A 22,556-nucleotide genomic window follows, 5' to 3' on the forward strand; every position below is an offset into this window, starting at 1 on the left:
CCCGCTCAGCCGCGCGGACGGCCGAACGCCGACGGACCGGTCCGGGTGTCGAGGTCGTCGGTGGCGCGTCGCTCGGACTCGACGATCCCGCGCAGGGCGACGAGCGCGGCCGAGGTGACCGCGACGTGCGAGGGGTTCTCGCGCGAGGCGTCGAGCGCGCTCTCGAGTCGTGCGATGGCCTCTTCGGCCTGGTCCTCCGGGGAGTCGCCGCGGATCGTGCTGGCGATCTTCCGCAGTGCCTCGGCGATCGGGGTGGCGAACGCCGGGTCCGGACGCCCGACGCCCTCGGACACCGGGCCGGAGCGTGCCACGAGCTCGGTGAGGTCGGTCGTGTACCAGGCGACCCGCTCCAGTGCGCGGAAGCGTCCGCCGTCCTTCTGGAGCCGCGCTCGCGACCCGCGCAGTGCACCACGGGGGTTGAGTCGACGGCTCTCGTGCGCGATCGCCACCCGTGACCGGACGTCCGCGATCGCACGGTCCAGGCGGTCCTGCTGGTGGTCCCACGCCTTCTCGTCGCGCTTGCCCTCCTCGAGCACGGCTGCCAGCCCGTCGAGGTGGTCCGCCAGCACGCCGTTCACCGCGTCGATGCGGTGTTCGGCGTCCCAGAAGTGCAGCGGCGGGAACACCAGGAAGTTGACCAGCAGCCCGATCACGACGCCCACGGCCATCTGCACGAGGTACCCGAGCGAGTACCCCTCGGCGTTGGCGCCGCCGACGAGCAGGACGAAGAGCGCCGCGGTGGACACCCACGAGCTGCCCTCGCCCAGCACGCGGAACCCGCCGACCAGCACCCCGACGCCGACCGCGAGCGCGATCGCGAGGAAGCCGGGATCGCCGACCCACATCGTGAACGCGGCGATGAGGATGCCGAGGGCGATCCCGACCAGGGTCTGCACACCGCTCCGGATGCCCGCGAACACCGTCGTCTGCATCGCGACGACGGCGCCGAGTGGCGCGTAGTACGGGTACTCGGCCGCGACGCCCGGGATGTGCCGCGCCACGAACCAGGCGATCACCGCGGCGGCGGCGGCCTTGCCGGCGTGCAGCAGGCGCGGCTGTGTGCCCGAGGTCCGGCTCCACCGCCAGACCCGGGTCCCCAGACCCGCAACGTGCTGGAACGCCATGACTTCCTTCCGTCGCACCCGGCCCGTGACGGTACGCCGAGCAGTCGGTGTGCACGACCAGCCTCGGACGCGAGGAAGCCCCCGCGACCTGGGTCGCGGGGGCTTCCTCGTGGTGGTGCAGCGCCCCGGAGGGCACCGGACTACTTGGTGTCGGCGTCGTCCGACTTCTCGGCGGCGTCGGCCTCGACCTCGGCAGCAGCCTCGGTCTCGGACTCGGTCTCGACCGGGGCGGACTCCTCGGTGGTCTCGGTCTCTTCGACCGGGGCCTCCTCGGTGGTCTCGTCGGCGGCGGGCTCGTCGACCGGGGCGGCAGCAGCGGCCGGAGCCGAGTTGCGCTTGACCGGAGCGGGCGTGCTCGAGACGGGCTCGAGGACGAGCTCGATCGACGCCAGCGGGGCGTTGTCGCCCTTGCGGAAGCCGAGCTTCGTGATGCGGGTGTAACCGCCCTGGCGGTCCTCGACCTGGGGAGCGATCTCGGTGAACAGCGTGTGCACGACGGACTTGTCGCGCAGGATGCTGATCACACGACGACGCGCGTGCAGGTCGCCGCGCTTCGCGAACGTGATGAGACGCTCGGCGACCGGACGGAGGCGCTTGGCCTTCGTCTCGGTGGTCGTGATGCGACCGTGCGTGAAGAGGGCGTTGGCGAGGTTGCTCAGGAGCAGGCGCTCGTGGGCGGGACCGCCACCGAGGCGGGGGCCCTTGGTGGGCTTCGGCATGTCAGTTCTCCAGTGGTGAAAGTGGTGCGCGCGGTGTCAGCGCGCTTGCGCGTGAGCGCGAGGTCAGTTGTTGGACTCGTCCTCGTCGTACCCGCTGTAGAAGTGGGCGCCGTCGAATCCGGGGACGGTGTCCTTGAGGGACAGGCCGAGCTCGGTGAGCTTGTCCTTGACCTCGTCCACCGACTTCTGACCGAAGTTGCGGATGTTCATGAGCTGCGTCTCCGACAGGGCGACGAGCTCGGACACCGTGTTGATGCCCTCCCGCTTCAGGCAGTTGTAGCTGCGGACCGACAGGTCGAGGTCCTCGATCGGGGTCTGCAGTTCGTTCGAGAGCACGGCGTCGACCGGCGCGGGGCCGATCTCGATGCCCTCGGCCGCCGTGTTGAGCTCGCGAGCGAGCCCGAACAGCTCGACCAGCGTGCGACCAGCCGACGCGATGGCGTCGCGCGGCGTGATGGCCGGCTTCGCTTCGACGTCGACGACCAGGCGGTCGAAGTCCGTGCGCTCACCGGCACGCGTCGCCTCGACGCGGTAGGTGACCTTCAGGACGGGCGAGTAGATCGAGTCGATCGGGATCTGACCGGCTTCGCTGAACTCGGAACGGTTCTGCGTCGCCGAGACGTAGCCACGGCCACGCTCGATCGTGAGCTCGAGCTCGAAGCGCGCGGTGTCGTTCAGGGTCGCGATGACGAGTTCCGGGTTGTGGATCTCGACGCCGGCCGGAGCGGAGATGTCCGCCGCGGTGACCTGACCGGCACCCTGCTTGCGCAGGTACGCCGTGATGGGCTCGTCGTGCTCGCTGGAGACGACCAGGCTCTTGATGTTGAGGATGATCTCGGTGACGTCTTCCTTGACACCGGGAACGGTGCTGAACTCGTGGAGGACGCCGTCGATGCGGATGCTGGTGACAGCCGCGCCGGGGATCGAGGAGAGGAGCGTGCGGCGCAGCGAGTTGCCGAGGGTGTAACCGAAGCCCGGCTCGAGCGGCTCGATGACGAAGCGCGAGCGGTGCTCGGAGATCGGCTCCTCGGTCAGGGTGGGGCGCTGTGCAATGAGCACTGTGGGATTCCTTTCGGCGAAGTGTCCGCTATATGACACTTGGCGGTACGACGGGGCCGCATGGGCCCCGACGGGTCTGTTGAGTTGTGATCACGCGCACACACGTGCGCGATCGAACGACCAGGAATGGCCGCGGGCCCTGCCCGCCCTCGCCGGAACGGATCCGGTCAGGGGACGAGCAGGGCGCGGCCGGTTGCTCCTCGCGTCAGACGCGACGGCGCTTGGGCGGGCGGCACCCGTTGTGCGCCTGCGGCGTGACGTCGTTGATCGAGCCGACCTCGAGGCCAGCGGCCTGGAGGGAGCGGATCGCGGTCTCGCGACCCGAACCCGGGCCCTTCACGAAGACGTCGACCTTCTTGACGCCGTGCTCCTGCGCCTGACGCGCAGCGGACTCGGCAGCGAGCTGCGCCGCGAACGGCGTCGACTTGCGCGAACCCTTGAAGCCCACGGCACCCGAGGACGCCCAGCTGAGGACGGCACCCGACGGGTCGGTGATGCTGACGATCGTGTTGTTGAACGTGCTCTTGATGTGAGCCTGGCCCACAGCGACGTTCTTCTTCTCCTTGCGGCGCGGCTTGCGCGCGGCAGTCTTGGGGGTAGCCATCGGGGTCTCCTATCGAGCCTTCTTCTTGCCTGCCACGGTGCGCTTCGGTCCCTTGCGGGTACGAGCGTTGGTCTTGGTGCGCTGACCGCGCACCGGGAGACCACGACGGTGGCGAAGACCCTCGTAGCTGCCGATCTCGACCTTGCGGCGGATGTCGGCGGCGACCTCACGGCGGAGGTCACCCTCGACCTTGAAGTTGCCCTCGATGAAGTCACGGAGGGCGACGAGCTGGTCGTCGGTCAGGTCCTTGACGCGGATGTCACCGGAGATACCGGTCTCCGTCAGTGCCTGGACGGCGCGGGTACGGCCGACGCCGTAGATGTACGTGAGTGCGATCTCCACGCGCTTCTCGCGCGGGATGTCGACGCCTGCTAGACGTGCCATGTGATGGCTGCTCCTGTTGTCGATGGAGGTGTGGCGCAGTACCGGTGCTCGGGCCTCCGCCCCGAGGTGTCCCCCGGTCGTCGTGCGACCGGGTTCTGGTACTGCGTTGTCGATCTTCAGTTGTGGGTCGTGCTCGAGCAGCCTGGTGTCCGATGGACACCGTCGGCGCCGGTCACGCGCCCGGGACTAGCCCTGGCGCTGCTTGTGACGCGGGTTGCTCTTGCAGATCACCATGACGCGGCCCTTGCGGCGAATCACACGGCAGTGTTCGCAGATGGGCTTGACGCTGGGGTTGACCTTCATGGTTCTTTCCTCGTGCTCGCTGGCTTCGTGCTCGGCAGGATTGCCGTGCCGTTCCTTTCCAGCTCGCGGATCACTTGTAGCGGTAGACGATCCGGCCGCGGGTCAGGTCGTACGGGCTCAGCTCCACGATCACGCGGTCCTCGGGGAGGATGCGGATGTAGTGCTGGCGCATCTTCCCGGAGATGTGCGCGAGGACCTTGTGTCCGTTCGTCAGCTCAACGCGGAACATCGCGTTGGGCAGAGCTTCGAGCACCGAGCCTTCGATCTCGATGACGCCGTCTTTCTTGGCCATAGCCTCACTGTCGCTTGGTTGTGGAACAGGTGTGATCCCCGAACCGGTCTGCGGGTCGGTCGCCACACCCGAGAGGGCATGACACACCAAAGATCGATCTTATGTGGTAAACCCGCAATTGCCAAGTGGGGACGCGGAACACCCCACGTCTGGGGCTTCCGGGGCCGTGCCTGAGCGTTGCACAGTGGTTTGACGGCGCGCTCCGGGCGCACACATGCGCGCGAACCGTAGTTTTGCTCCGCAGCCACGTCCGTCGCACCAGCAGATCGCGCCGGACCACCGAACGGAGAACACGTGCCCGACGCCACCCGACGCCCCTTCGCCAGCCACGGCAAGCAGGCCCGTCGCCGGGGTTGGGGCACGCTCGTCACCGTCGTCGCGTCCGCCGTCGCCGTCCTGCTCGTCAGCGGCACGAGCGTCGCCGCGATCGCCGGGGCACAGCTCGCCACCGCGCCGCAGACCGTCGCGCTGAGCACCGACGACCAGAGCACCGCGAAGACCGCCGACATCTCGGCGATCAAGGGCGGAGCGAACATCCTGCTCATCGGGAGCGACACCCGGGTCGGCCAGTTCGACTCCGACGAGGACGTCGAGGGCGCCCGCAACGACGTCACGATGCTCATCCACATCTCGGCGGACCACCAGCAGCTCACCGCGGTCAGCTTCCCCCGTGACCTGATGGTCCCCATCCCGGCCTGCACGAACCCCGCGACCGGCACGACCTACCCGGCGTCCACCTCGGCGATGTTCAACACCGCGCTCGGCAACGGCGGTGTCTCCTGCGTCGTGGACACGGTCGAGAACCTGACCGGCCTGAGCATCCCCTACGCCGGGCTCATCACCTTCGACGGCGTGATCGAGATGTCGAACGCCCTCGGCGGCGTGGACGTCTGCGTCGCCGAGCCGATCGACGACACGTTCACCGGCCTGCACCTCACGACGGGCTCGCACTCCCTCGAGGGTTCGGACGCCCTGGCCTTCCTGCGCACCCGCCACGGGGTCGGCGACGGCAGCGACCTCGCCCGCATCAGCTCGCAGCAGGTGTTCCTGTCGGCGCTCCTCCGCAAGGTCACCTCGGACGGCACGCTCTCGAACCCGATCACGCTCTACAAGCTGGCCGGCGCGGCCCTGTCCAACATGACGCTGTCCGACGGCCTGGCCCAGACCGGCACCCTCGTCAAGCTCGCGGCGGCCCTGCGCGGGATGAGCACGGCCAACATGCTCTTCGTGCAGTACCCGGTGGCCGACGACCCCGCCGACAACGCCCGCGTGATCGTCGACCAGGAGACGGCCCACACCCTGAACGTGGCGCTGCAGAACGACGTCCGGTCGTCGCTGAGCGACTCGAGCACCGGTCGCGCCTCCGAGGAGTCGCCGTCGAGCGGCGGGACGTCGAGCAGCACCGGGTCGTCCGGCTCCTCGGGGTCGTCCGGCACCTCGGGTTCGTCCGGGACCTCGTCCGCCGGCACACCGTCGGCGACGCCGAGCGCGACCGCAACGCGGACACCGACCGCGTCGGCGACGCCGCTGCCCTCGTCGATCACCGGGCAGAGCGCCTCCGAGGAGACCTGCTCCGTCGGCAACTGACGCCACGGCGCGTGCGCCCGGCGGTGGTCGGGTGGGTCCACGCGACGTCGTCGAGGCGGCGGACGCCAGCCGGGCCTCCTGGCCGTCGCATCGTGCGGAGACACCCAGCGTGGGCACCGCGTGCGGACTGGAGGCCCGTCCTACGGGATCGGGACGGGCGTCACACCCAGCGGGGCCAGGCCCCGAGCGCCGCCGTCGGCGGCCGTGAGCACCCAGATGCCGGCCGCGTGCACCGCGACGCTGTGCTCCCAGTGCGCGGCGTCGGAGCCGTCGAGTGTCCGGACCGTCCACTCGTCGTCGTCCGTCGAGCTGTCGATGGCGCCGGCCGTGACCATCGGCTCGATGGCGACCACCAGCCCCGGCTTGACGGCAGGTCCGGCACCACGGACGCGGTAGTTGAAGACCGGCGGTTCCTCGTGCATCGACCGGCCGATGCCGTGGCCGGTGTAGTCCTCGACGATGCCCCACGCGCCGGTCTCGTCGATCGCGTCCTCCACGGCGGAGCCGACCTCGTGCAGGTTCTTCGCGTGGGCGAGCGCGGCGATGCCGTGCCAGAGCGACCGCTCGGTCGTGTCGCAGAGCGTCTGACGGGCTGCGGTGACCGCAGCGTCGCCGCCGGGCACGACGGTCGTGAACGCGCTGTCGCCGTTCCAGCCGTCGACCTCGGCACCGGCGTCCACCGACACGATGTCGCCGGGCGCGAGCACGCGCTCACCGGGGATCCCGTGCACGATCTCGTCGTTCACCGACACGCACAGCGTGTGGCGGTAGCCGGGCACGAGCTGGAAGTTCGGGACTCCCCCGCCGTCACGGATGGTGCGCTCGGCGATCGCATCGAGTTCACCGGTGGTGATCCCCGGACGGATCGCTGCACGGACTGCGTCGAGCGCCTCGGCGGTCAGCAGGCCCGGCCGGACCATCGCCCGGAGCTCGTCCGGGGTCTTGTAGATCGAGGGCTTCTTGAACCGCACCACGCTGGTCAGACGGTCGCGGAGAGCCCGCGGCCCGCCAGTGCCGTCTGGATGCGGTCGCCGACCTCGTCGATGGCGCCGAGGCCGTCGACGTCGACGACGAGGCCACGCTCGCCGTACGCCGCCACGATGGGCGCCGTCTGCTCGGAGTAGACCTGCTGGCGACGACGGATCGTCTCCTCGTTGTCGTCGCTGCGGCCCTGGTCCTCGGCGCGCTTGAGCAGGCGACCGACGAGCTCGTCCTGGTCGGCGACGAGCTGCACGACGGCGTCGATCCCGGTGCCCTGCTCAGCGAGCAGTGCGTCGAGGTACTCGACCTGACCGACCGTGCGCGGGTAGCCGTCCAGCAGGAAGCCGTGCTCGGCATCGGGCTCCTGCAGGCGGGACTTCACGAGCTCGTTCGTCAGGGAGTCCGGCACGTAGTCGCCGGCGTCCATGATCGCCTTCGCCTGCACACCGAGGGGCGTGCCCTCTGCCACGTTCTTGCGGAAGATGTCCCCGGTCGAGATCGCGGGGATCCCGAAGGAGTCGGCGATGCGGCCGGCCTGGGTGCCCTTCCCGGCTCCGGGAGGTCCGACGATGATGAGACGTGCGCTCAACGGAGAAGCCCTTCGTAGTGACGCTGCTGCAGCTGCGAGTCGATCTGCTTCACGGTCTCGAGACCGACACCCACGATGATGAGGATGCTCGCGCCACCGAACGGGAAGTTCTGGTTCGCACCGAACAGCGCCAGTGCTGCCAGCGGGATGAGCGCGATGAGACCGAGGTAGAGCGAGCCGGGCAGCGTCACCCGGGTGAGGACGTAGTCGAGGTACTCGGCGGTCGGACGACCGGCACGGATGCCGGGGATGAACCCGCCGTACTTCTTCATGTTGTCGGCGACCTCTTCGGGGTTGAAGGTGATCGCCACGTAGAAGTACGTGAACCCGACGATGAGCAGGAAGTACAGGACCATGTAGAACCAGTTGTCACCCGAGGTCAGGTTGTTCTGGATCCAGGTCACCCACGCGGCCGGCTCGGAGCCGTCCGAGGGCTGGTTGAACTGCGCGATCAGGGCCGGCAGGTACAGCAGCGACGAGGCGAAGATGACGGGCACGACGCCGGCCATGTTCACCTTGATCGGGATGTAGGTGTTGTTGCCGCCGTACGTCCGCCGCCCGACCATGCGCTTGGCGTACTGCACGGGGATCCGCCGCTGTGACTGCTCGACGAACACGACGGCCATCATGATCACGAGTCCGACCAGGATCACGAACAGGAAGAGCTCGAACGACTGCGACTGCTCGATCGCCCAGAGCGCCGACGGGAACTGCGCCGCGATCGACGTGAAGATCAGGAGCGACATGCCGTTGCCGATGCCGCGCTCGGTGACGAGCTCGCCCATCCACATGATGAGGCCGGTACCGGCGGTCAGCGTGACGACCATCAGCATGATGGCGTACCAGCTGTCGTTCGAGATGATCGACGTGCAGGACGCGGAGGCGTTGGTGCCGAACAGGGCGCCGGAGCGGGCGACCGTGATCAGGGTCGTGGACTGCAGGACACCGAGCGCGATCGTGAGGTAGCGCGTGTACTGCGTCAGCTTCGCCTGGCCCGACTGGCCCTCCTTGTAGAGGGTGTCGAAGTGCGGGATGACCACACGCAGGAGCTGCACGATGATCGACGACGTGATGTACGGCATGATGCCGAGCGCGAAGACCGAGAGCTTCAGCAGCGCGCCGCCGGAGAAGAGGTTGATGAGGTCGTAGAGACCGCCGGAGGACGACGCGCTGGCGAGACAGCTCTGCACGGCGGCGTAGTCGACGAACGGTGCCGGGATGTACGACCCGAGACGGAACAGCGCGATGATCGCGAGGGTGAAGCCGATCTTCTTGCGAAGATCAGGGGTGCGCATGATGCGCGCGACCGCTCTGAACACGATGACTCCGAACTTGTGGGACCGGGGCCGTCGATCGCGGCCGGACCGGTTTCGGTCGGCAGGGCCGACCCGGCTGGCGGATGCCGGCCACTGTCAAGGAAACCGTAACGGCGGCCCGTGCGCAAACGCACGGGCCGCCGACGGGGGTTACTGGGAGACGGTGCCGCCAGCAGCCACGATCTTCTCGGCGGCGGACGCCGAGACCTTGTCGACCGTGACCGTGATCTTCACGGTGATGTCACCCTGACCGAGAACCTTGACCTTCTCGTTCTTGCGGACGGCGCCCTTGGCGACCAGGCCCGCAACGGTGACGTCGCCACCATCGGGGTAGAGCTCCGAGATCTTGTCCAGGTTCACGACCTGGTACTCGACCCGGAACGGGTTCTTGAACCCGCGGAGCTTCGGGGTGCGCATGTGCAGCGGCATCTGCCCACCCTCGAAGCCGACCCGGACCTGGTAACGGGCCTTCGTGCCCTTGGTACCACGCCCAGCGGTCTTGCCCTTCGAGCCCTCACCGCGACCAACACGGGTGCGGTCCTTCTTGGCGCCCTCCGCAGGACGGAGGTGGTGCAGCTTCAGCACCTGCACGCGCTCGTTCTTCTCGTCGCTCATGCGTCGACCTCCTCGACCTTCACGAGGTGCGCCACCGTCGCGATGTACCCGCGGTTCTGGGAGTTGTCCTCACGCTCGACCGAACGGCCGATGCGCTTGAGGCCCAGGCTGCGCAGGGTGTCGCGCTGGTACTGCTTCTCGCTGATAACGGACTTGATCTGCGTGATCTTCAGCATCGCCATCACGCACCTGCCTTCTCGGTCGCGGCACGCAGGGCTGCGGCCTCGGCCTGGAGCAGACGGGCCGGGACGACCCGCTCGACGTCGAGGCCACGACGGCTCGCGACGGCGCGGGGCTCCTCGAGCTGCTTCAGGGCCTCGACGGTCGCGTGCACGATGTTGATGGTGTTCGACGAGCCGAGCGACTTGCTCAGGACGTCGTGGATGCCGGCGCACTCGAGCACGGCGCGGACCGGACCACCGGCGATGACACCGGTACCGGGGCCGGCCGGACGCAGGAGGACGACGCCAGCGGCGGCTTCACCCTGCACCGGGTGCGGGATCGTGTTGCCGACGCGGGGGACGCGGAAGAAGTTCTTCTTCGCCTCTTCGACACCCTTGGAGATCGCCGTGGGGACCTCCTTGGCCTTGCCGTAGCCGACGCCCACGAGGCCGTTGCCGTCACCGACGACGACGAGCGCCGTGAAGCTGAAGCGACGACCACCCTTGACGACCTTCGAGACGCGGTTGATGGTCACCACGCGCTCGAGGAACTGGCTGTCGCCACCGCGGTTGTTGCGGTCGCGGCCCTGCTGACGGTCACGACCGCCACCACGACGGCCACGGTTGTCAGCGGAGTCGCGGTTGTTCGACGCGGAGCCCGCGGCGGTCTCGACCGGACGCTCGGCGACGGCAGGTGCCTCCGCCTCCTTGCCGGTCTTGGCGCCCTCGGTGGTCGCCTCGGCGGTTGCGTCGGTGGCCGTGGCCCCCGTGCTCGCCTCGGTGGTCTCCGTGGTCTCGACAGCCTCGGTCTCCGTGGCCTCGACGGCCTCGGTCTTGGCGTCTTCGTTGGTGTTCGCGTTGTCGCTCACAGGTTCAGCCCTCCTTCACGGGCACCATCGGCGATCGCGGCGACGCGACCGGCGTACTTGCTGCCACCGCGGTCGAAGACCACGGCCTCGACGCCAGCCGACTTCGCGCGCTCGGCGAGGAGCTCACCGACGCGACGGGCCTTGGCGGTCTTGTCGCCGTCGAACGAGCGGAGGTCTGCCTCCATCGTCGAGGCGCTTGCGAGGGTGTGACCCTTCGAGTCGTCGATGACCTGCACGAACACGTGACGCGACGAGCGGGTGACGGCGAGACGGGGACGAGCCTCGGTGCCGGTGATCTTCTTGCGGAGACGGTTGTGACGACGCGCCTTGGCGGCCGCCTTGCTCTTGCCTCGTGTCTTGAGGAGTCCCATGATCACTTACCTGACTTTCCGGCCTTGCGGCGCACGTTCTCGCCGGCGTAACGGACACCCTTGCCCTTGTAGGGCTCGGGCTTCCGGAGCTTCCGGATGTTCGCGGCGACCTCGCCGACAGCCTGCTTGTCGATACCGGCGACGGTGACCTTGTTGTTGCCCTCCACCGCGAAGCTGATGCCCGCCGGCGGCTCGACCGTGATCGAGTGGGAGTACCCGAGGGCGAACTCGAGGTTCGAGCCCTTGGCCGCGACACGGTAACCCGTACCGACGACCTCGAGACCCTTGGTGTAGCCCTGGGTCACGCCGATGATGTTGTTGGCGATGAGGGTCCGGGTCAGTCCGTGGAGCGAACGCGACTCGCGCTCGTCGTCCGGACGGGTGACGAGGACCTGGTTCTCCTCGACCTTGGCCTGGATGGGCTCCGCGATGACGAGCGCGAGCTCGCCCTTCGGGCCCTTGACCGCCACGTTCTGACCGTCAACGGAGACGGTGACGCCGGCGGGGATGTCGATGGGGAGACGTCCGATTCGTGACATTGTCGATCACCACACGTAGGCGAGGACTTCCCCACCCACGCCCTTCTGCTCGGCTTCGCGGTCGGTCAGGAGGCCGGAGGAGGTCGAGAGGATCGCCACGCCGAGGCCACCGAGGACCTGGGGGATCTCCGTCGACTTCGCGTAGACCCGGAGGCCCGGCTTCGAGACGCGCTTGATGCCGGCGATCGAACGCTCGCGCTCGGGGCCGTACTTCAGGTCGATGGTGAGGGTCTGCCCGACTCGGGCGTCCTCCACCTTCCACTCGCTGATGTAGCCCTCACGCTTGAGGATGTCGGCGATGTTCTTCTTGAGCTTGGAGCTCGGGAGCGCGACTGCGTCGTGGTGCGCGGAGTTCGCGTTCCGCAATCTGGTCAGCATGTCTGCGACCGGATCGGTCATCGTCATGATGTTCGTCCATTTCTCGCCTGGTTTCGACACCCGTTCCACGAATGCCGACCTGAGCGATCGAGTGATCCCGGGGCGGTTCCCCGAGATCGGTGTGTTCGTGCGTGCGGGCCGGAGGACGTGAATCCTCCGGCCCGCACCGCCCGAAGTAGTTTAGACCGTCTGCTCGTTGGAGCGGAACGGGAAGCCGAGCTGGCGGAGCAGCGCGCGTCCCTCGTCGTCCGTCTTCGCGGTGGTCACGACAGTGATGTCGAAGCCGCGGACACGGTCGATGCGGTCCTGGTCGATCTCGTGGAACACGGACTGCTCCGTGAGACCGAACGTGTAGTTGCCGTTGCCGTCGAACTGCTTGTCGCTGAGACCGCGGAAGTCGCGGATGCGGGGCAGTGCGAGCGTCACCAGGCGGTCCAGGAACTCCCACGCGCGGTCACCACGGAGGGTGACGTGCGCGCCGATGGCCTGACCCTCGCGCAGCTTGAACTGTGCGATGGACTTGCGGGCGATGTTGACCTGGGGCTTCTGACCCGTGATCGCCGTGAGGTCCTTGATGGCCCCCTCGATGATCTTGGAGTCACGAGCGGCCTCGCCGACACCGGTGTTCACGACGACCTTGACCAGGCCGGGGACCTGGTTGACGTTCGCGTAACCGAACTGCTCGGTGAGGGCCGTCTTGATCTCGGCCAGGTACTTCTGCTTGAGGCGCGGCTGGATCTTGCCAGCGGGCGCAGCAGTCGTGTCAGTCATCAGAGCTTCTCACCAGACTTCTTCGCGTAGCGGACACGGACGGTCTTCTTGACGCCGTCCTTCTCCACCTCTTCGGTGCGGAAGCCGACACGCGTCGGCTTCTTCGTCTTCGGGTCGACAAGTGCGACGTTCGAGACGTGGATCGAGGCTTCGTGCTGCTCGATGCCACCGGTCTTCGAACCACGCTGCGTCTGACCGACGCGGACGTGCTTCGTGACGAAGTTCACGCCCTCGACGACGACGCGGTTCTTGTCCTTGAGGACCTCGATGACCTTGCCCTGCTTGCCACGGTCGCCGCCACGCTCCTGCGTCGCGCCCGTGATGACCTGGACGAGGTCACCCTTCTTGATGTTCGCCATGGCTTACAGCACCTCCGGCGCGAGCGAGATGATCTTCATGAACTTCTTGTCACGGAGCTCGCGACCGACCGGACCGAAGATGCGCGTACCGCGCGGGTCGCCGTCGGCCTTGAGGATCACTGCCGCGTTCTCGTCGAACTTGATGTAGGAGCCGTCCTGACGACGGGTCTCCTTCTTGGTGCGAACGATGACCGCCTTGACGACGTCACCCTTCTTCACGTTGCCGCCGGGGATGGCGTCCTTCACCGTGGCGACGATGACGTCACCGAGGCCGGCGTAGCGACGACCCGAGCCACCGAGCACGCGGATGGTCAAGATCTCCTTGGCACCCGTGTTGTCGGCGACCTTCAGGCGGGATTCCTGCTGAATCACTGCTGTCTCCTATTCCGAAGCAGGCCGAGGCCTACTTGGCCTTCTCGAGGATCTCGACCAGGCGCCAGCGCTTGGACGCGCTGAGGGGACGGGTCTCGCTGATCACGACGAGGTCGCCGACACCAGCGGTGCCGAGCTCGTCGTGGGCCTTCACCTTGGACGTACGACGGATGATCTTGCCGTAGAGCGCGTGCTTCACGCGGTCCTCGACCTCGACCACGATGGTCTTGTCCATCTTGTCGCTCGTCACGTAGCCGCGACGCGTCTTGCGGTAGCCGCGAGTGAGGGCGGCGGAGTTCTTCTCTTCGTTCGCCATTACTTCTCCTCGGCGGTCTCGGCCTCGGTCGACTCGGCCGGCTTGTCAGCCTTCTTCGTCGTCTTCTTGGCCTTGGGGGCGGTCTCGACGGGCGCGGGAGTGGCACGGATGCCGAGCTCGCGCTCGCGGAGGACGGTGTAGATGCGGGCGATGTCGCGCTTGACGGCACGGAGACGACCGTGGCTCTCCAGCTGGCCGGTGGCCGACTGGAAGCGGAGGTTGAAGAGTTCCTCCTTGGCCTTCTTCAGCTCGTCAGCGAGACGCTCGTTCTCGAACGTGTCGAGCTCCGTCGGACGGAGCTCCTTGGAACCGATCGCCATTATGCGTCGCCCTCCTCGCGCTTGATGATGCGTGCCTTGAGGGGCAGCTTGTGGATTGCACGAGTCAACGCCTCACGGGCGATCTCCTCGCTGACGCCGGAGAGCTCGAAGAGCACCCGGCCCGGCTTCACGTTCGCGACCCACCACTCGGGCGAACCCTTACCGGAACCCATGCGGGTCTCGGCGGGCTTCTTGGTCAGCGGACGGTCCGGGTAGATGTTGATCCAGACCTTGCCACCACGCTTGATGTGACGCGTCATGGCGATACGAGCGGACTCGATCTGACGGTTGGTCACGTACGCCGGGGTGAGGGCCTGGATGCCGTAGTCGCCGAAGCTGACCTTGGTACCACCGGTGGCCTGACCCGAACGCTTCGGGTGGTGCTGCTTGCGGTGCTTGACTCGACGGGGAATAAGCATGGTTACGCCTCAACTCCTGCGCCGGCCGGCGCGTCCTGCGGGGCCTGCTGCGGACGACGGTCACCGCGGTCGCCGCCACGACGGTCGCCGCCACGGTCGCCACGCTCACCGCGCGGGCCGCCACGACGCTCCGGGCGCGACGAACGCTGGTTCGCCTGCTCGCGAGCGAGCTCCTTGTTCGTGATGTCGCCCTTGTAGATCCAGACCTTCACGCCGATGCGGCCGAACGTGGTCCGGGCCTCGTAGAAGCCGTAGTCGATGTTCGCGCGGAGGGTGTGCAGCGGCACACGGCCTTCGCGGTAGAACTCCGAACGCGACATCTCGGCGCCGCCGAGACGACCCGACACCTGGATGCGGACACCCTTGGCGCCGGCGCGCTGTGCACCCTGCAGGCCCTTGCGCATGGCGCGACGGAACGCGACACGAGCGGAGAGCTGCTCGGCGATGCCCTGCGCGACGAGCTGGGCCTCGGTCTCGGGGTTCTTGACCTCGAGGATGTTCAGCTGGATCTGCTTCTTGGTGAGCTTCTCGAGCTCACCGCGAACGCGCTCCGCCTCGGCGCCGCGGCGGCCGATGACGATGCCCGGACGCGCCGTGTGGATGTCCACGCGGACACGGTCACGGGTGCGCTCGAGCTCGATGCGTGCGACGCCGGCGCGGTCGAGGGTCTTCTTCAGGTACTCGCGCACCTTGATGTCCTCGGCCACGTAGTCGGCGTAGCGCTGACCGGCCTTCTTGCTGTCGGTGAACCAGTGCGAGACGTGGTCCGTCGTGATCCCGAGACGGAAGCCGTACGGGTTGACCTTCTGGCCCATTACTTGCTCGCCTTCTTGCTCGTCGCGGCAACCTCGGCCTCGTCGGGCGTCGCGAGGACGACCGTGATGTGGCTGGTGCGCTTGTTGATGCGGAAGGCGCGGCCCTGGGCGCGCGGCTGGAACCGCTTCAGGGTCGTGCCCTCGTCGACGAAGACGCGGCTCACGTAGAGGTCGCGCTCGTCGAGGAAGCTGTTCGTCGAGTCCGCCTTGACCCGTGCGTTCGCGATCGCCGAAGCGACCAGCTTGTACACGGGCTCCGAAGCGCCCTGGGGGGCGAACTTCAGGATGGCGAGGGCCTCGTGGGCCTGCTTGCCGCGGATCAGCTCGATGACGCGACGGGCCTTCTGAGGCGTGACGCGGATGTGTCGCACGCGTGCGATCGACTCCACCATTTCGTTCCTCCTCTGCGTCGCCGCCTCAGCGGCGACGGCCCTTCTTGTCGTCCTTCACGTGACCACGGAAGGTGCGGGTCGGCGCGAACTCGCCGAGCTTGTGACCGACCATCGACTCGGTGACGAACACCGGGATGTGCTTGCGGCCGTCGTGGACGGCGATGGTGTGCCCGAGCATGTTCGGGACGATCATCGACCGACGCGACCACGTACGGATCACGTTCTTGGTGTTGGCCTCGTTCTGCGTGACGACCTTGCGGAGCAGGTGCTCGTCGACGAAGGGGCCCTTCTTCAGACTGCGTGGCATCTTCTGAACTCCTACTTGCGCTTCTTGCCGGCGTTACGGCGACGGACGATGAGCTTGTCGCTCGGCTTGTTCGGCTTGCGCGTACGGCCCTCGGACTGGCCCCAGGGGCTGACCGGGTGACGACCACCGGACGTCTTGCCCTCACCACCACCGTGCGGGTGGTCGACCGGGTTCATGGCGACACCACGGACGGTCGGGCGGACGCCCTTCCAGCGCATGCGGCCGGCCTTGCCCCAGTTGATGTTCGACTGCTCGGCGTTGCCGACCTCGCCGATCGTGGCGCGGCAGCGTGCGTCGACGTTGCGGACCTCGCCCGACGGCAGACGGAGCTGCGCGTAGGGGCCGTCCTTGGCGACGAGACGCACCGAGGCGCCGGCGGAGCGAGCCATCTTGGCGCCGCCACCGGGGCGGAGCTCGATGGCGTGCACGACGGTACCCACGGGGATGTTGCGCAGCGGCAGGTTGTTGCCGGGCTTGATGTCGGCGCCGGGGCCCTGCTCGATGACGTCGCCCTGCTTCAGCTTGTTCGGCGCGATGATGTACCGCTTCGTGCCGTCCACGTAGTGCAGGAGCGCGATGCGCGCAGTGCGGTTGGGGTCGTACTCGATGTGCGCGACCTTGGCGTCGACGCCGTCCTTGTCGGAGCGACGGAAGTCGATCACGCGGTACTGGCGCTTGTGGCCACCACCGATGTGACGCGTGGTGATACGGCCGGAGCTGTTGCGACCACCGGTCTTCGGCAGCGGACGAAGCAGTGACTTCTCCGGAGTCGAACGGGTGATCTCAGCGAAGTCGGCGACCGACGAGCCGCGACGACCGGGGGTCGTCGGCTTGTAGTTACGAATAGCCATGATTTATCCCTCTGGTCCTCAGCCGACAGCCGTGAAGATGTCGATCGAACCGGACTTGAGCGTCACGATGGCGCGCTTGGTGTCCTTGCGCTTGCCGAGACCGAACTTGGTGCGACGGGTCTTGCCCGGGCGGTTCAGCGTGTTGATGCTCGCGACCTTGACGTCGAAGATCTTCTCGATGGCGAGCTTGATCTCGGTCTTGTTCGAGCGGGGGTCCACGATGAACGTGTACTTGCCCTGGTCGATGAGCGCGTAGCTCTTCTCCGAGACGACCGGCGAGATGATGACGTCGCGCGGGTCCTTGTTGAAGCCGCTCATGCGGTGATCTCCTTCGCGGTCTTCGACGCGATGAAGGCGTCGAGGGCGCTCTTGCTGAAGACGACGGCGTCCGAACGCAGCACGTCGTAGGCGTTGAGCTGGCCGTACGAGAGCGCGTGGACGTTCGACAGGTTGCGGATCGACTTGAGCGTCAGCTCGTCGTCCGTCTCGAGCACGACGAGCACGTTCTTGACGGGCGCGACCTTCTCGAGGAGCGTGCGGGCGGTCTTGGTCGACGGCAGTTCAGCCGCGACGAAGCCCTCCACAGCGGAGATGCGGCCACCGCGGGCGCGGTCCGAGAGCGAGCCGAGCAGAGCAGCGGCGATCATCTTCTTCGGGGTGCGCTGCGAGTAGTCGCGCGGGGTCGGTCCGTGGACGACGCCACCGCCGGTGTGCTCCGGAGCACGGACGGAACCCTGACGGGCGCGGCCGGTGCCCTTCTGCTTGAACGGCTTGCGACCGGCACCGCGGACTTCGCCACGGTTCTTGGTCTTGTGGGTGCCCTGACGCGCGGCTGCGAGCTGCGCGGTGACGACCTGGTGGATCAGCGGGACGTTGGTCTCGACGTCGAAGAGAGCTGCGGGGAGCTCGACGGTGCCGGACTTGGCACCCGATGCGTCGAGGACGTCGATCGTGGTTGCGGTCGTGGTGGCCATGATCACTTACCCTTCACGGCGGTGCGGACGAAGACGGAGCGGCCACGAGCACCGGGGACGGCGCCCTTGACGAGCAGCAGACCCTTCTCGGCGTCGACGGCGTGCACCGTGAGGTTGAGGACGGTCACGCGGTCGCCACCCATACGACCAGCCATGCGCATGCCCTTGAAGACGCGCGACGGGGTCGAGGAAGCACCGATCGAGCCGGGCTTGCGGTGATTGCGGTGCGCACCGTGCGAGGCGCCGACGCCGTGGAAGCCGTGGCGCTTCATGACACCGGCGAAGCCCTTGCCCTTGGAGGTACCGACGACGTCGACCTTCTGGCCCGCCGTGAACGTGCCGTCCACGGTGAGCTCCTGGCCGAGCGTGTACTCAGCGGAGTCGTTGGTACGGATCTCGGTGAGGGTGCGACGCGGGGTCACGCCAGCGGCCTCGAAGTGGCCAGCGGCCGGCTTGTTGACCTTGCGCGGGTCGATGGCACCGGCGGCGATCTGGATCGCCTCGTAGCCGTCGCGCTCCGCGTTGCGGATCTGGGTGACCACGTTCGGGCCGACCTCGATCACGGTGACGGGGATGAACTTGTTGTTCTCGTCCCACACCTGGGTCATCCCGAGCTTCTTGCCGAGGAGGCCCTTGACGGTCTTGGTTGAGTTCGCCATTGGTCAGCCCCCCTTACAGCTTGATCTCGATGTTGACGTCTGCCGGCAGGTCGAGTCGCATGAGCGAGTCAACGGCCTTCGGCGTCGGGTCGACGATGTCGATGACCCGCTTGTGCGTGCGCTTCTCGAAGTGCTCGCGCGAGTCCTTGTACTTGTGAGGGGAACGGATCACTGCGATCACGTTCTTCTCGGTGGGGAGCGGCACCGGGCCGACCACGGTTGCACCGGCACGGGTCACCGTGTCGACGATCTTCCGGGCCGACGTGTCGATGACCTCGTGGTCATACGACTTGAGCCGGATGCGGATCTTCTGTCCCGCCATGTGTCTCTTGTCCTCTCTGCGCCGCGCACCCTCTGGCCGCCTGACGCCGCTCGGTTCCGCATTCCTGCGGACCGTGCTGTTTTCCTGAACCAACCGGCCGCATCCACTGGGGATGACCGCTGTTCACCTGTCAACCTCGCGGGCGACCGTGGCCGTCCAGCGTGGGCAATCGACTGCCTCGTGCTCCGGGCGCAGCAGTGGTATACCGCGTCCGTCACCCTTCGGGGAGTCGTGTTCTGCTGCCTGCGGCCCAACCCAGCCCTGCTGAACAAGGGGGTTGTGCACTGCCAGAGCAGTGATCCTGTGGGCGTACACCCACGGGGAATTCGGAACCGGACAAGTCTCGCATAGCCCCGGCCCACGTGCAACCCGGGCGTGTCGCGAATTACCGGGCGTGTCCCGCCGGCTCGCTTGCCCGGATCCACGCGGATCGGACGGCCTGGAGGCCCGGCTCGGCCCCGCAACGCGACGCACCCTCCGGACGGGGTCCGGAGGGTGCGTCGACACGGGTCAGGAGACCGTCACTCGGCGGTCACCGGGGGCACGAACCACGGCGGGAAGACGGCCACTCGCGGAGCGTGTCCACCGTGGTCGGCGAGCACGGCGCGGACGGTCTGCCGGGCCTTGTCGTTCGGCACGCCGATGACCGCGACCGACGTGAACGGAACGCTCGGTCCGGCGAGCAGCTCGAGGCCGTGCATCTCCGGGTCCGTGAAGTCGGTGCGACGGATCAGGTTCGTGCCGGCGTCGGGACCGACGGCGAACCGGACGTCGTCGGCGTCGGCGTCCTGGTCGGCGACGATCACCGAGGCACCGAACGCGGAGACGGGCACGACGAGCACGACGTAGTCGATCGCCCGGGTGCGGCGGGCGGCGTCCGACCAGCGCTCGCCCTCGGCACCGGTACGGAGCTCGTCCCAGCGGGTGGCGTCGGGCGACAGCGTGAACGGCACGTGGCCGGCGATCGAGGAGCCGTCGGGCGCCTCGGCCTCGGCGCGGGCGGCGCGGGTGTCGGCGGAACTGACGTCCACGACCGGCTCGGCCTGGTCGGACGCCAGGATCGCGCCGGCGCCGACGATGCCGTCGAGGTTGTCGATGTGGGTGACGTGGTGGGCGCGGAGCGCTGCGAACTCACGTGCTTCGGGCAGGTCGGCGGACGACGAACGGAGCGACGTCGGCGACCGGAGCGACGTCCCGGGCCCGGAGGCCGGCGGGTCGACGCGCAGGTTGGTGGTGATGCGGGTCCGGCGGGGAGCCGGGGTGGCTGGGATCTCCGACGCCTCGCGCTGCCGGGGTGCGCAGATGTCGCAGAGCTCGGTGGGGAATCCGTGGATGCACTCGTCGGTCACGACTGTTGTGGGTCCTTCCGTGCCGTGTGGGGGTGGTCCGGCACGTCGACCAACGCTACGTCATCCGGACGGCCCCCGGGTCATTGTCGGTAGAGCAGTGCCCGGACCTCGGCCTCGGCGGACGCCAGGCGGTTCGGATCGATGGTCTCGCCGTGGTCGTACGCGTCGAGCAACCGGGGGTCGATGTAGCTCTGTCGGCACACCGTCGGGGTGTTGCCGAGTTCGTCGCTGGCGGCCTTCACGGCGTGCGAGACGGCCTTCTTCCGCTTGGACTGGGACGACTGCGGTCCGGTCTTCGCCAGGTCGACCGCGGCCGCGACCGTCCCGTGCAGCGTCCGGAAGTCCTTCGCGGTGAACTCGTCGCCCGCGCGTTCCTTGACGTACGCGTTGATGTCCTCGGCGGAGAGCGGCTCCCACTCCGCACCGCGACGCTCGCGGAACGAGAGCAACCGCGCGTTGGGCCCGCGACGCTTCATGCCGGCGATGACCCGCGCCAGGTCGTGGTCGTGGATCGACGACGACCACTCCTGCCCGCTCTTGCCGGGGAAGTCGAGCTCGATGTCGTCGCCCGACACGTGGGCGTGCGCGCACAGCAGCGTGGACAGCCCCCGACTGCCGTGCTCGGTGGCGTACCGCTCGGACCCGACCCGGAGGGACCCCTGGTCGAGCATGCGGAACGCTGCGGCCAGCGCACGGCGGCGGTCCGGCTCGGGGCGACGGAGGTCCTGCGTGACACCGCGGCGGGCGACCGGCAACGACTCCGCCAGTGCCAGCGCACGGTCGTACTTGATCCGGTCCATCCGTTCGCGCCAGGACGGGTGGTACATGTACTGGCGGCGCCCCGCACCGTCCGTACCCGTGGCCAGGATGTGGCCGTTCGCGTACGGGGAGATCCAGACGTCGTCCCACGCCGGCGGGATCACGAACTCCTCGAGTCGACGGCGCTCGTCCGGATCGGTCACGGTGTTGCCGTCGGGGTCGCGGAACGAGAAACCGCGTCCGGAACGGACGCGGTGGTAGCCGCGACCGGACGTCGCGGATCTGCGGAGGCGGGTCACGCGGTCGAGCCAACTCCGTGTCGCCTGTGACGGGTCACGGGGCGGACAGGAGGCCCGTGGCGGGCGCTGCCACGGGCCTCCTGTCCGGCGCCCTGTACGGCCCGCCAGTGGCCGCGTACGACGAAGCGGGGCCGGGCCCGAAGGCCCGACCCCGCTGTCGCAAGGAACCGGAGTTACTTGATGATCTTCTCGACCGTACCGGCACCGACCGTACGACCACCCTCACGGATGGCGAAACGGAGGCCCTCTTCCATGGCGATCGGCTGGATCAGCTCGACCGTCATGGCGACGGTGTCACCGGGCATGACCATCTCGGTGCCCTCGGGCAGCGTGATGACGCCGGTGACGTCCGTGGTGCGGAAGTAGAACTGCGGGCGGTAGTTCGCGTAGAACGGGTTGTGACGCCCACCCTCGTCCTTGGTCAGGATGTACGCGTTCGCCTGGAACTCGGTGTGCGGCGTGACCGAACCCGGCTTCACGACGACCTGGCCGCGCTCCACGTCCTCGCGCTTGAGGCCACGGATGAGCAGACCGGTGTTGTCACCGGCGACCGCCTGGTCGAGCAGCTTGCGGAACATCTCGATGCCCGTGACCGTGGTCTTCTGCGTCGCGCGGATGCCGACGATCTCGACCTCGGCGTTCAGGTTGAGCGTGCCACGCTCGACGCGACCGGTGACGACCGTGCCACGACCGGTGATCGTGAAGACGTCCTCGATCGGCATCAGGAACGGCTGGTCGGTGGCGCGCACCGGGTCCGGCACGTGCTCGTCGACCTGGGCCATGAGGTCCTGGACCGACTTGACCCACTTCTCGTCGCCCTCGAGCGCCTTGAGCGCCGAGACCTGCACGACGGGGGCGTCCTCGTCGAACTGCTGCGAGCCGAGGAGCTCGCGGACCTCGAGCTCGACGAGCTCCAGGATCTCCTCGTCGTCCACCATGTCGGACTTGTTCAGTGCGACGACGATGTAGGGGACGCCGACCTGGCGGGCGAGCAGGACGTGCTCGCGCGTCTGGGGCATCGGGCCGTCGGTGGCGGCGACCACGAGGATCGCGCCGTCCATCTGTGCCGCACCCGTGATCATGTTCTTCACGTAGTCGGCGTGACCGGGGGCGTCGACGTGCGCGTAGTGACGCTTCTCGGTCTGGTACTCGACGTGCGAGATGTTGATCGTGATGCCGCGCTGGCGCTCCTCGGGAGCGTTGTCGATCTGCGCGAAGTCGCGGGCCTCGTTGAGGTCCGGGTACTGGTCGTGCAGAACCTTGGTGATCGCCGCCGTGAGCGTGGTCTTGCCGTGGTCGACGTGACCGATGGTTCCGATGTTGACGTGCGGCTTGGTGCGCTCGAACTTGGCCTTGGCCACTGTGGGTCCTCCTCAGGACT

The 22,556-nt window shown here is 67.9% G+C and carries 34 protein-coding genes; 1 reads left to right on the forward strand and 33 read right to left on the reverse strand.

From position 1 onward, the window contains the following. Window positions 1-5: 5 nt before the first annotated feature. The 7 genes from DEJ11_RS16670 to infA all read right to left on the reverse strand — a co-directional run bounded on the left by DEJ11_RS16670 (window position 6) and on the right by infA (window position 4,485). Complete coding sequence (locus DEJ11_RS16670; RefSeq protein ID WP_146244986.1) at window positions 6-1,142, reverse strand: FUSC family protein; 1,137 nt, start codon at window positions 1,140-1,142, stop codon at window positions 6-8. 122 nt (window positions 1,143-1,264) lie between these two features. After that, window positions 1,265-1,843, reverse strand: a complete 579-nt coding sequence (gene rplQ, locus DEJ11_RS16675; protein ID WP_071245471.1) for a 50S ribosomal protein L17 — start codon at window positions 1,841-1,843, stop codon at window positions 1,265-1,267. 63 nt (window positions 1,844-1,906) lie between these two features. Further along, window positions 1,907-2,902, reverse strand: a complete 996-nt coding sequence (locus tag DEJ11_RS16680; RefSeq protein ID WP_017885506.1) for a DNA-directed RNA polymerase subunit alpha — start codon at window positions 2,900-2,902, stop codon at window positions 1,907-1,909. 205 nt (window positions 2,903-3,107) lie between these two features. Beyond that, window positions 3,108-3,506, reverse strand: a complete 399-nt coding sequence (gene rpsK, locus DEJ11_RS16685; protein WP_017885507.1) for a 30S ribosomal protein S11 — start codon at window positions 3,504-3,506, stop codon at window positions 3,108-3,110. Window positions 3,507-3,515: 9 nt separating this feature from the next. Continuing rightward, window positions 3,516-3,890 (reverse strand): 30S ribosomal protein S13, encoded by a 375-nt coding sequence (rpsM, locus tag DEJ11_RS16690; RefSeq protein ID WP_017885508.1) that lies wholly within the window; start codon window positions 3,888-3,890, stop codon window positions 3,516-3,518. Window positions 3,891-4,076: 186 nt separating this feature from the next. Continuing rightward, window positions 4,077-4,193: a 50S ribosomal protein L36 gene (rpmJ, locus tag DEJ11_RS16695; protein WP_022903266.1), complete on the reverse strand. Its 117-nt coding sequence runs from the start codon at window positions 4,191-4,193 to the stop codon at window positions 4,077-4,079. Window positions 4,194-4,263: 70 nt separating this feature from the next. Beyond that, window positions 4,264-4,485 carry a translation initiation factor IF-1 gene (gene infA / locus DEJ11_RS16700; protein WP_017885509.1) on the reverse strand — a complete coding sequence of 74 codons (222 nt, stop codon included), beginning with the start codon at window positions 4,483-4,485 and terminating at the stop codon, window positions 4,264-4,266. Window positions 4,486-4,779: 294 nt separating this feature from the next. On the opposite strand from infA, the gene DEJ11_RS16705 reads away from it, so the two are divergent. Further along, the gene (locus DEJ11_RS16705) at window positions 4,780-6,072 is read left to right on the forward strand and encodes an LCP family protein (RefSeq protein ID WP_111028974.1); all 1,293 of its coding nucleotides are present in this window, start codon (window positions 4,780-4,782) and stop codon (window positions 6,070-6,072) included. Between the two features lie 140 nt (window positions 6,073-6,212). Here the strand turns inward: DEJ11_RS16705 and map are convergent, their stop codons facing one another. From map to tuf, 26 genes are all read right to left on the reverse strand, one after another. Continuing rightward, complete coding sequence (gene map, locus DEJ11_RS16710) at window positions 6,213-6,992, reverse strand: type I methionyl aminopeptidase (protein ID WP_245164871.1); 780 nt, start codon at window positions 6,990-6,992, stop codon at window positions 6,213-6,215. 59 nt (window positions 6,993-7,051) lie between these two features. Then, on the reverse strand, window positions 7,052-7,642 hold the full coding sequence (locus DEJ11_RS16715) for an adenylate kinase (protein WP_111102618.1): 591 nt from the start codon (window positions 7,640-7,642) through the stop codon (window positions 7,052-7,054). After that, window positions 7,639-8,961: a preprotein translocase subunit SecY gene (gene secY, locus DEJ11_RS16720; protein WP_027466722.1), complete on the reverse strand. Its 1,323-nt coding sequence runs from the start codon at window positions 8,959-8,961 to the stop codon at window positions 7,639-7,641. The genes DEJ11_RS16715 and secY overlap by 4 nt, the downstream gene beginning before the upstream one ends. A 147-nt stretch (window positions 8,962-9,108) precedes the next feature. Continuing rightward, entirely contained in the window at window positions 9,109-9,573 is a 465-nt protein-coding gene (rplO, locus tag DEJ11_RS16725; RefSeq protein ID WP_027466723.1) for a 50S ribosomal protein L15, read from the reverse strand. Next, window positions 9,570-9,755: a 50S ribosomal protein L30 gene (gene rpmD, locus DEJ11_RS16730; RefSeq protein ID WP_017885515.1), complete on the reverse strand. Its 186-nt coding sequence runs from the start codon at window positions 9,753-9,755 to the stop codon at window positions 9,570-9,572. The genes rplO and rpmD overlap by 4 nt, the downstream gene beginning before the upstream one ends. Beyond that, entirely contained in the window at window positions 9,755-10,603 is an 849-nt protein-coding gene (gene rpsE, locus DEJ11_RS16735) for a 30S ribosomal protein S5 (RefSeq protein ID WP_111102620.1), read from the reverse strand. Before rpsE ends, rpmD begins: the two co-directional genes overlap by 1 nt. Next, on the reverse strand, window positions 10,600-10,974 hold the full coding sequence (gene rplR, locus DEJ11_RS16740) for a 50S ribosomal protein L18 (protein WP_027466725.1): 375 nt from the start codon (window positions 10,972-10,974) through the stop codon (window positions 10,600-10,602). Before rplR ends, rpsE begins: the two co-directional genes overlap by 4 nt. A gap of 2 nt (window positions 10,975-10,976) precedes the next feature. After that, the gene (gene rplF / locus DEJ11_RS16745; protein ID WP_017885518.1) at window positions 10,977-11,513 is read right to left on the reverse strand and encodes a 50S ribosomal protein L6; all 537 of its coding nucleotides are present in this window, start codon (window positions 11,511-11,513) and stop codon (window positions 10,977-10,979) included. Between the two features lie 6 nt (window positions 11,514-11,519). Continuing rightward, window positions 11,520-11,918, reverse strand: a complete 399-nt coding sequence (gene rpsH / locus DEJ11_RS16750) for a 30S ribosomal protein S8 (protein ID WP_017885519.1) — start codon at window positions 11,916-11,918, stop codon at window positions 11,520-11,522. A 153-nt stretch (window positions 11,919-12,071) separates the two neighbouring features. Beyond that, window positions 12,072-12,662 carry a 50S ribosomal protein L5 gene (gene rplE / locus DEJ11_RS16755; protein ID WP_042537502.1) on the reverse strand — a complete coding sequence of 197 codons (591 nt, stop codon included), beginning with the start codon at window positions 12,660-12,662 and terminating at the stop codon, window positions 12,072-12,074. Then, entirely contained in the window at window positions 12,662-13,021 is a 360-nt protein-coding gene (gene rplX, locus DEJ11_RS16760; RefSeq protein ID WP_017885522.1) for a 50S ribosomal protein L24, read from the reverse strand. Before rplX ends, rplE begins: the two co-directional genes overlap by 1 nt. Window positions 13,022-13,024: 3 nt before the next feature. Continuing rightward, window positions 13,025-13,393 (reverse strand): 50S ribosomal protein L14, encoded by a 369-nt coding sequence (rplN, locus tag DEJ11_RS16765; RefSeq protein WP_017885523.1) that lies wholly within the window; start codon window positions 13,391-13,393, stop codon window positions 13,025-13,027. 31 nt (window positions 13,394-13,424) lie between these two features. After that, a complete protein-coding gene (rpsQ, locus tag DEJ11_RS16770) occupies window positions 13,425-13,709 on the reverse strand; it encodes a 30S ribosomal protein S17 (RefSeq protein WP_017885524.1) in 285 nt (94 codons plus the stop codon). Then, a complete protein-coding gene (gene rpmC / locus DEJ11_RS16775; RefSeq protein WP_017885525.1) occupies window positions 13,709-14,029 on the reverse strand; it encodes a 50S ribosomal protein L29 in 321 nt (106 codons plus the stop codon). The genes rpsQ and rpmC overlap by 1 nt, the downstream gene beginning before the upstream one ends. Continuing rightward, on the reverse strand, window positions 14,029-14,448 hold the full coding sequence (rplP, locus tag DEJ11_RS16780; protein WP_017885526.1) for a 50S ribosomal protein L16: 420 nt from the start codon (window positions 14,446-14,448) through the stop codon (window positions 14,029-14,031). The genes rpmC and rplP overlap by 1 nt, the downstream gene beginning before the upstream one ends. A gap of 2 nt (window positions 14,449-14,450) precedes the next feature. Continuing rightward, on the reverse strand, window positions 14,451-15,263 hold the full coding sequence (gene rpsC, locus DEJ11_RS16785) for a 30S ribosomal protein S3 (protein WP_017885527.1): 813 nt from the start codon (window positions 15,261-15,263) through the stop codon (window positions 14,451-14,453). Then, window positions 15,263-15,655 (reverse strand): 50S ribosomal protein L22, encoded by a 393-nt coding sequence (gene rplV / locus DEJ11_RS16790; RefSeq protein ID WP_035809257.1) that lies wholly within the window; start codon window positions 15,653-15,655, stop codon window positions 15,263-15,265. Before rplV ends, rpsC begins: the two co-directional genes overlap by 1 nt. A gap of 25 nt (window positions 15,656-15,680) precedes the next feature. Then, on the reverse strand, window positions 15,681-15,962 hold the full coding sequence (gene rpsS / locus DEJ11_RS16795; protein ID WP_017885529.1) for a 30S ribosomal protein S19: 282 nt from the start codon (window positions 15,960-15,962) through the stop codon (window positions 15,681-15,683). A gap of 11 nt (window positions 15,963-15,973) precedes the next feature. Next, on the reverse strand, window positions 15,974-16,813 hold the full coding sequence (rplB, locus tag DEJ11_RS16800; protein ID WP_027466728.1) for a 50S ribosomal protein L2: 840 nt from the start codon (window positions 16,811-16,813) through the stop codon (window positions 15,974-15,976). Between the two features lie 18 nt (window positions 16,814-16,831). Then, window positions 16,832-17,131, reverse strand: coding sequence for a 50S ribosomal protein L23 (gene rplW, locus DEJ11_RS16805; protein WP_027466729.1), 300 nt, complete (start codon window positions 17,129-17,131; stop codon window positions 16,832-16,834). Further along, window positions 17,128-17,787: a 50S ribosomal protein L4 gene (rplD, locus tag DEJ11_RS16810; protein ID WP_027466730.1), complete on the reverse strand. Its 660-nt coding sequence runs from the start codon at window positions 17,785-17,787 to the stop codon at window positions 17,128-17,130. The genes rplW and rplD overlap by 4 nt, the downstream gene beginning before the upstream one ends. 2 nt (window positions 17,788-17,789) lie before the next feature. Beyond that, window positions 17,790-18,446 carry a 50S ribosomal protein L3 gene (gene rplC / locus DEJ11_RS16815; RefSeq protein ID WP_027466731.1) on the reverse strand — a complete coding sequence of 219 codons (657 nt, stop codon included), beginning with the start codon at window positions 18,444-18,446 and terminating at the stop codon, window positions 17,790-17,792. A 13-nt stretch (window positions 18,447-18,459) separates the two neighbouring features. After that, window positions 18,460-18,768: a 30S ribosomal protein S10 gene (gene rpsJ, locus DEJ11_RS16820; RefSeq protein WP_017885534.1), complete on the reverse strand. Its 309-nt coding sequence runs from the start codon at window positions 18,766-18,768 to the stop codon at window positions 18,460-18,462. A gap of 521 nt (window positions 18,769-19,289) precedes the next feature. After that, a complete protein-coding gene (locus DEJ11_RS16825; RefSeq protein WP_084741336.1) occupies window positions 19,290-20,117 on the reverse strand; it encodes a DarT ssDNA thymidine ADP-ribosyltransferase family protein in 828 nt (275 codons plus the stop codon). 80 nt (window positions 20,118-20,197) lie between these two features. Then, window positions 20,198-21,175, reverse strand: coding sequence for a DNA topoisomerase IB (locus tag DEJ11_RS16830; protein WP_111102622.1), 978 nt, complete (start codon window positions 21,173-21,175; stop codon window positions 20,198-20,200). Window positions 21,176-21,348: 173 nt separating this feature from the next. Then, entirely contained in the window at window positions 21,349-22,536 is a 1,188-nt protein-coding gene (gene tuf / locus DEJ11_RS16835; RefSeq protein ID WP_027466734.1) for an elongation factor Tu, read from the reverse strand. Window positions 22,537-22,556 lie beyond the last annotated feature (20 nt).

The organism is Curtobacterium sp. MCLR17_058, from assembly GCF_003234705.2.
GTDB classification, from domain to species: Bacteria; Actinomycetota; Actinomycetes; order Actinomycetales; family Microbacteriaceae; genus Curtobacterium; species Curtobacterium flaccumfaciens.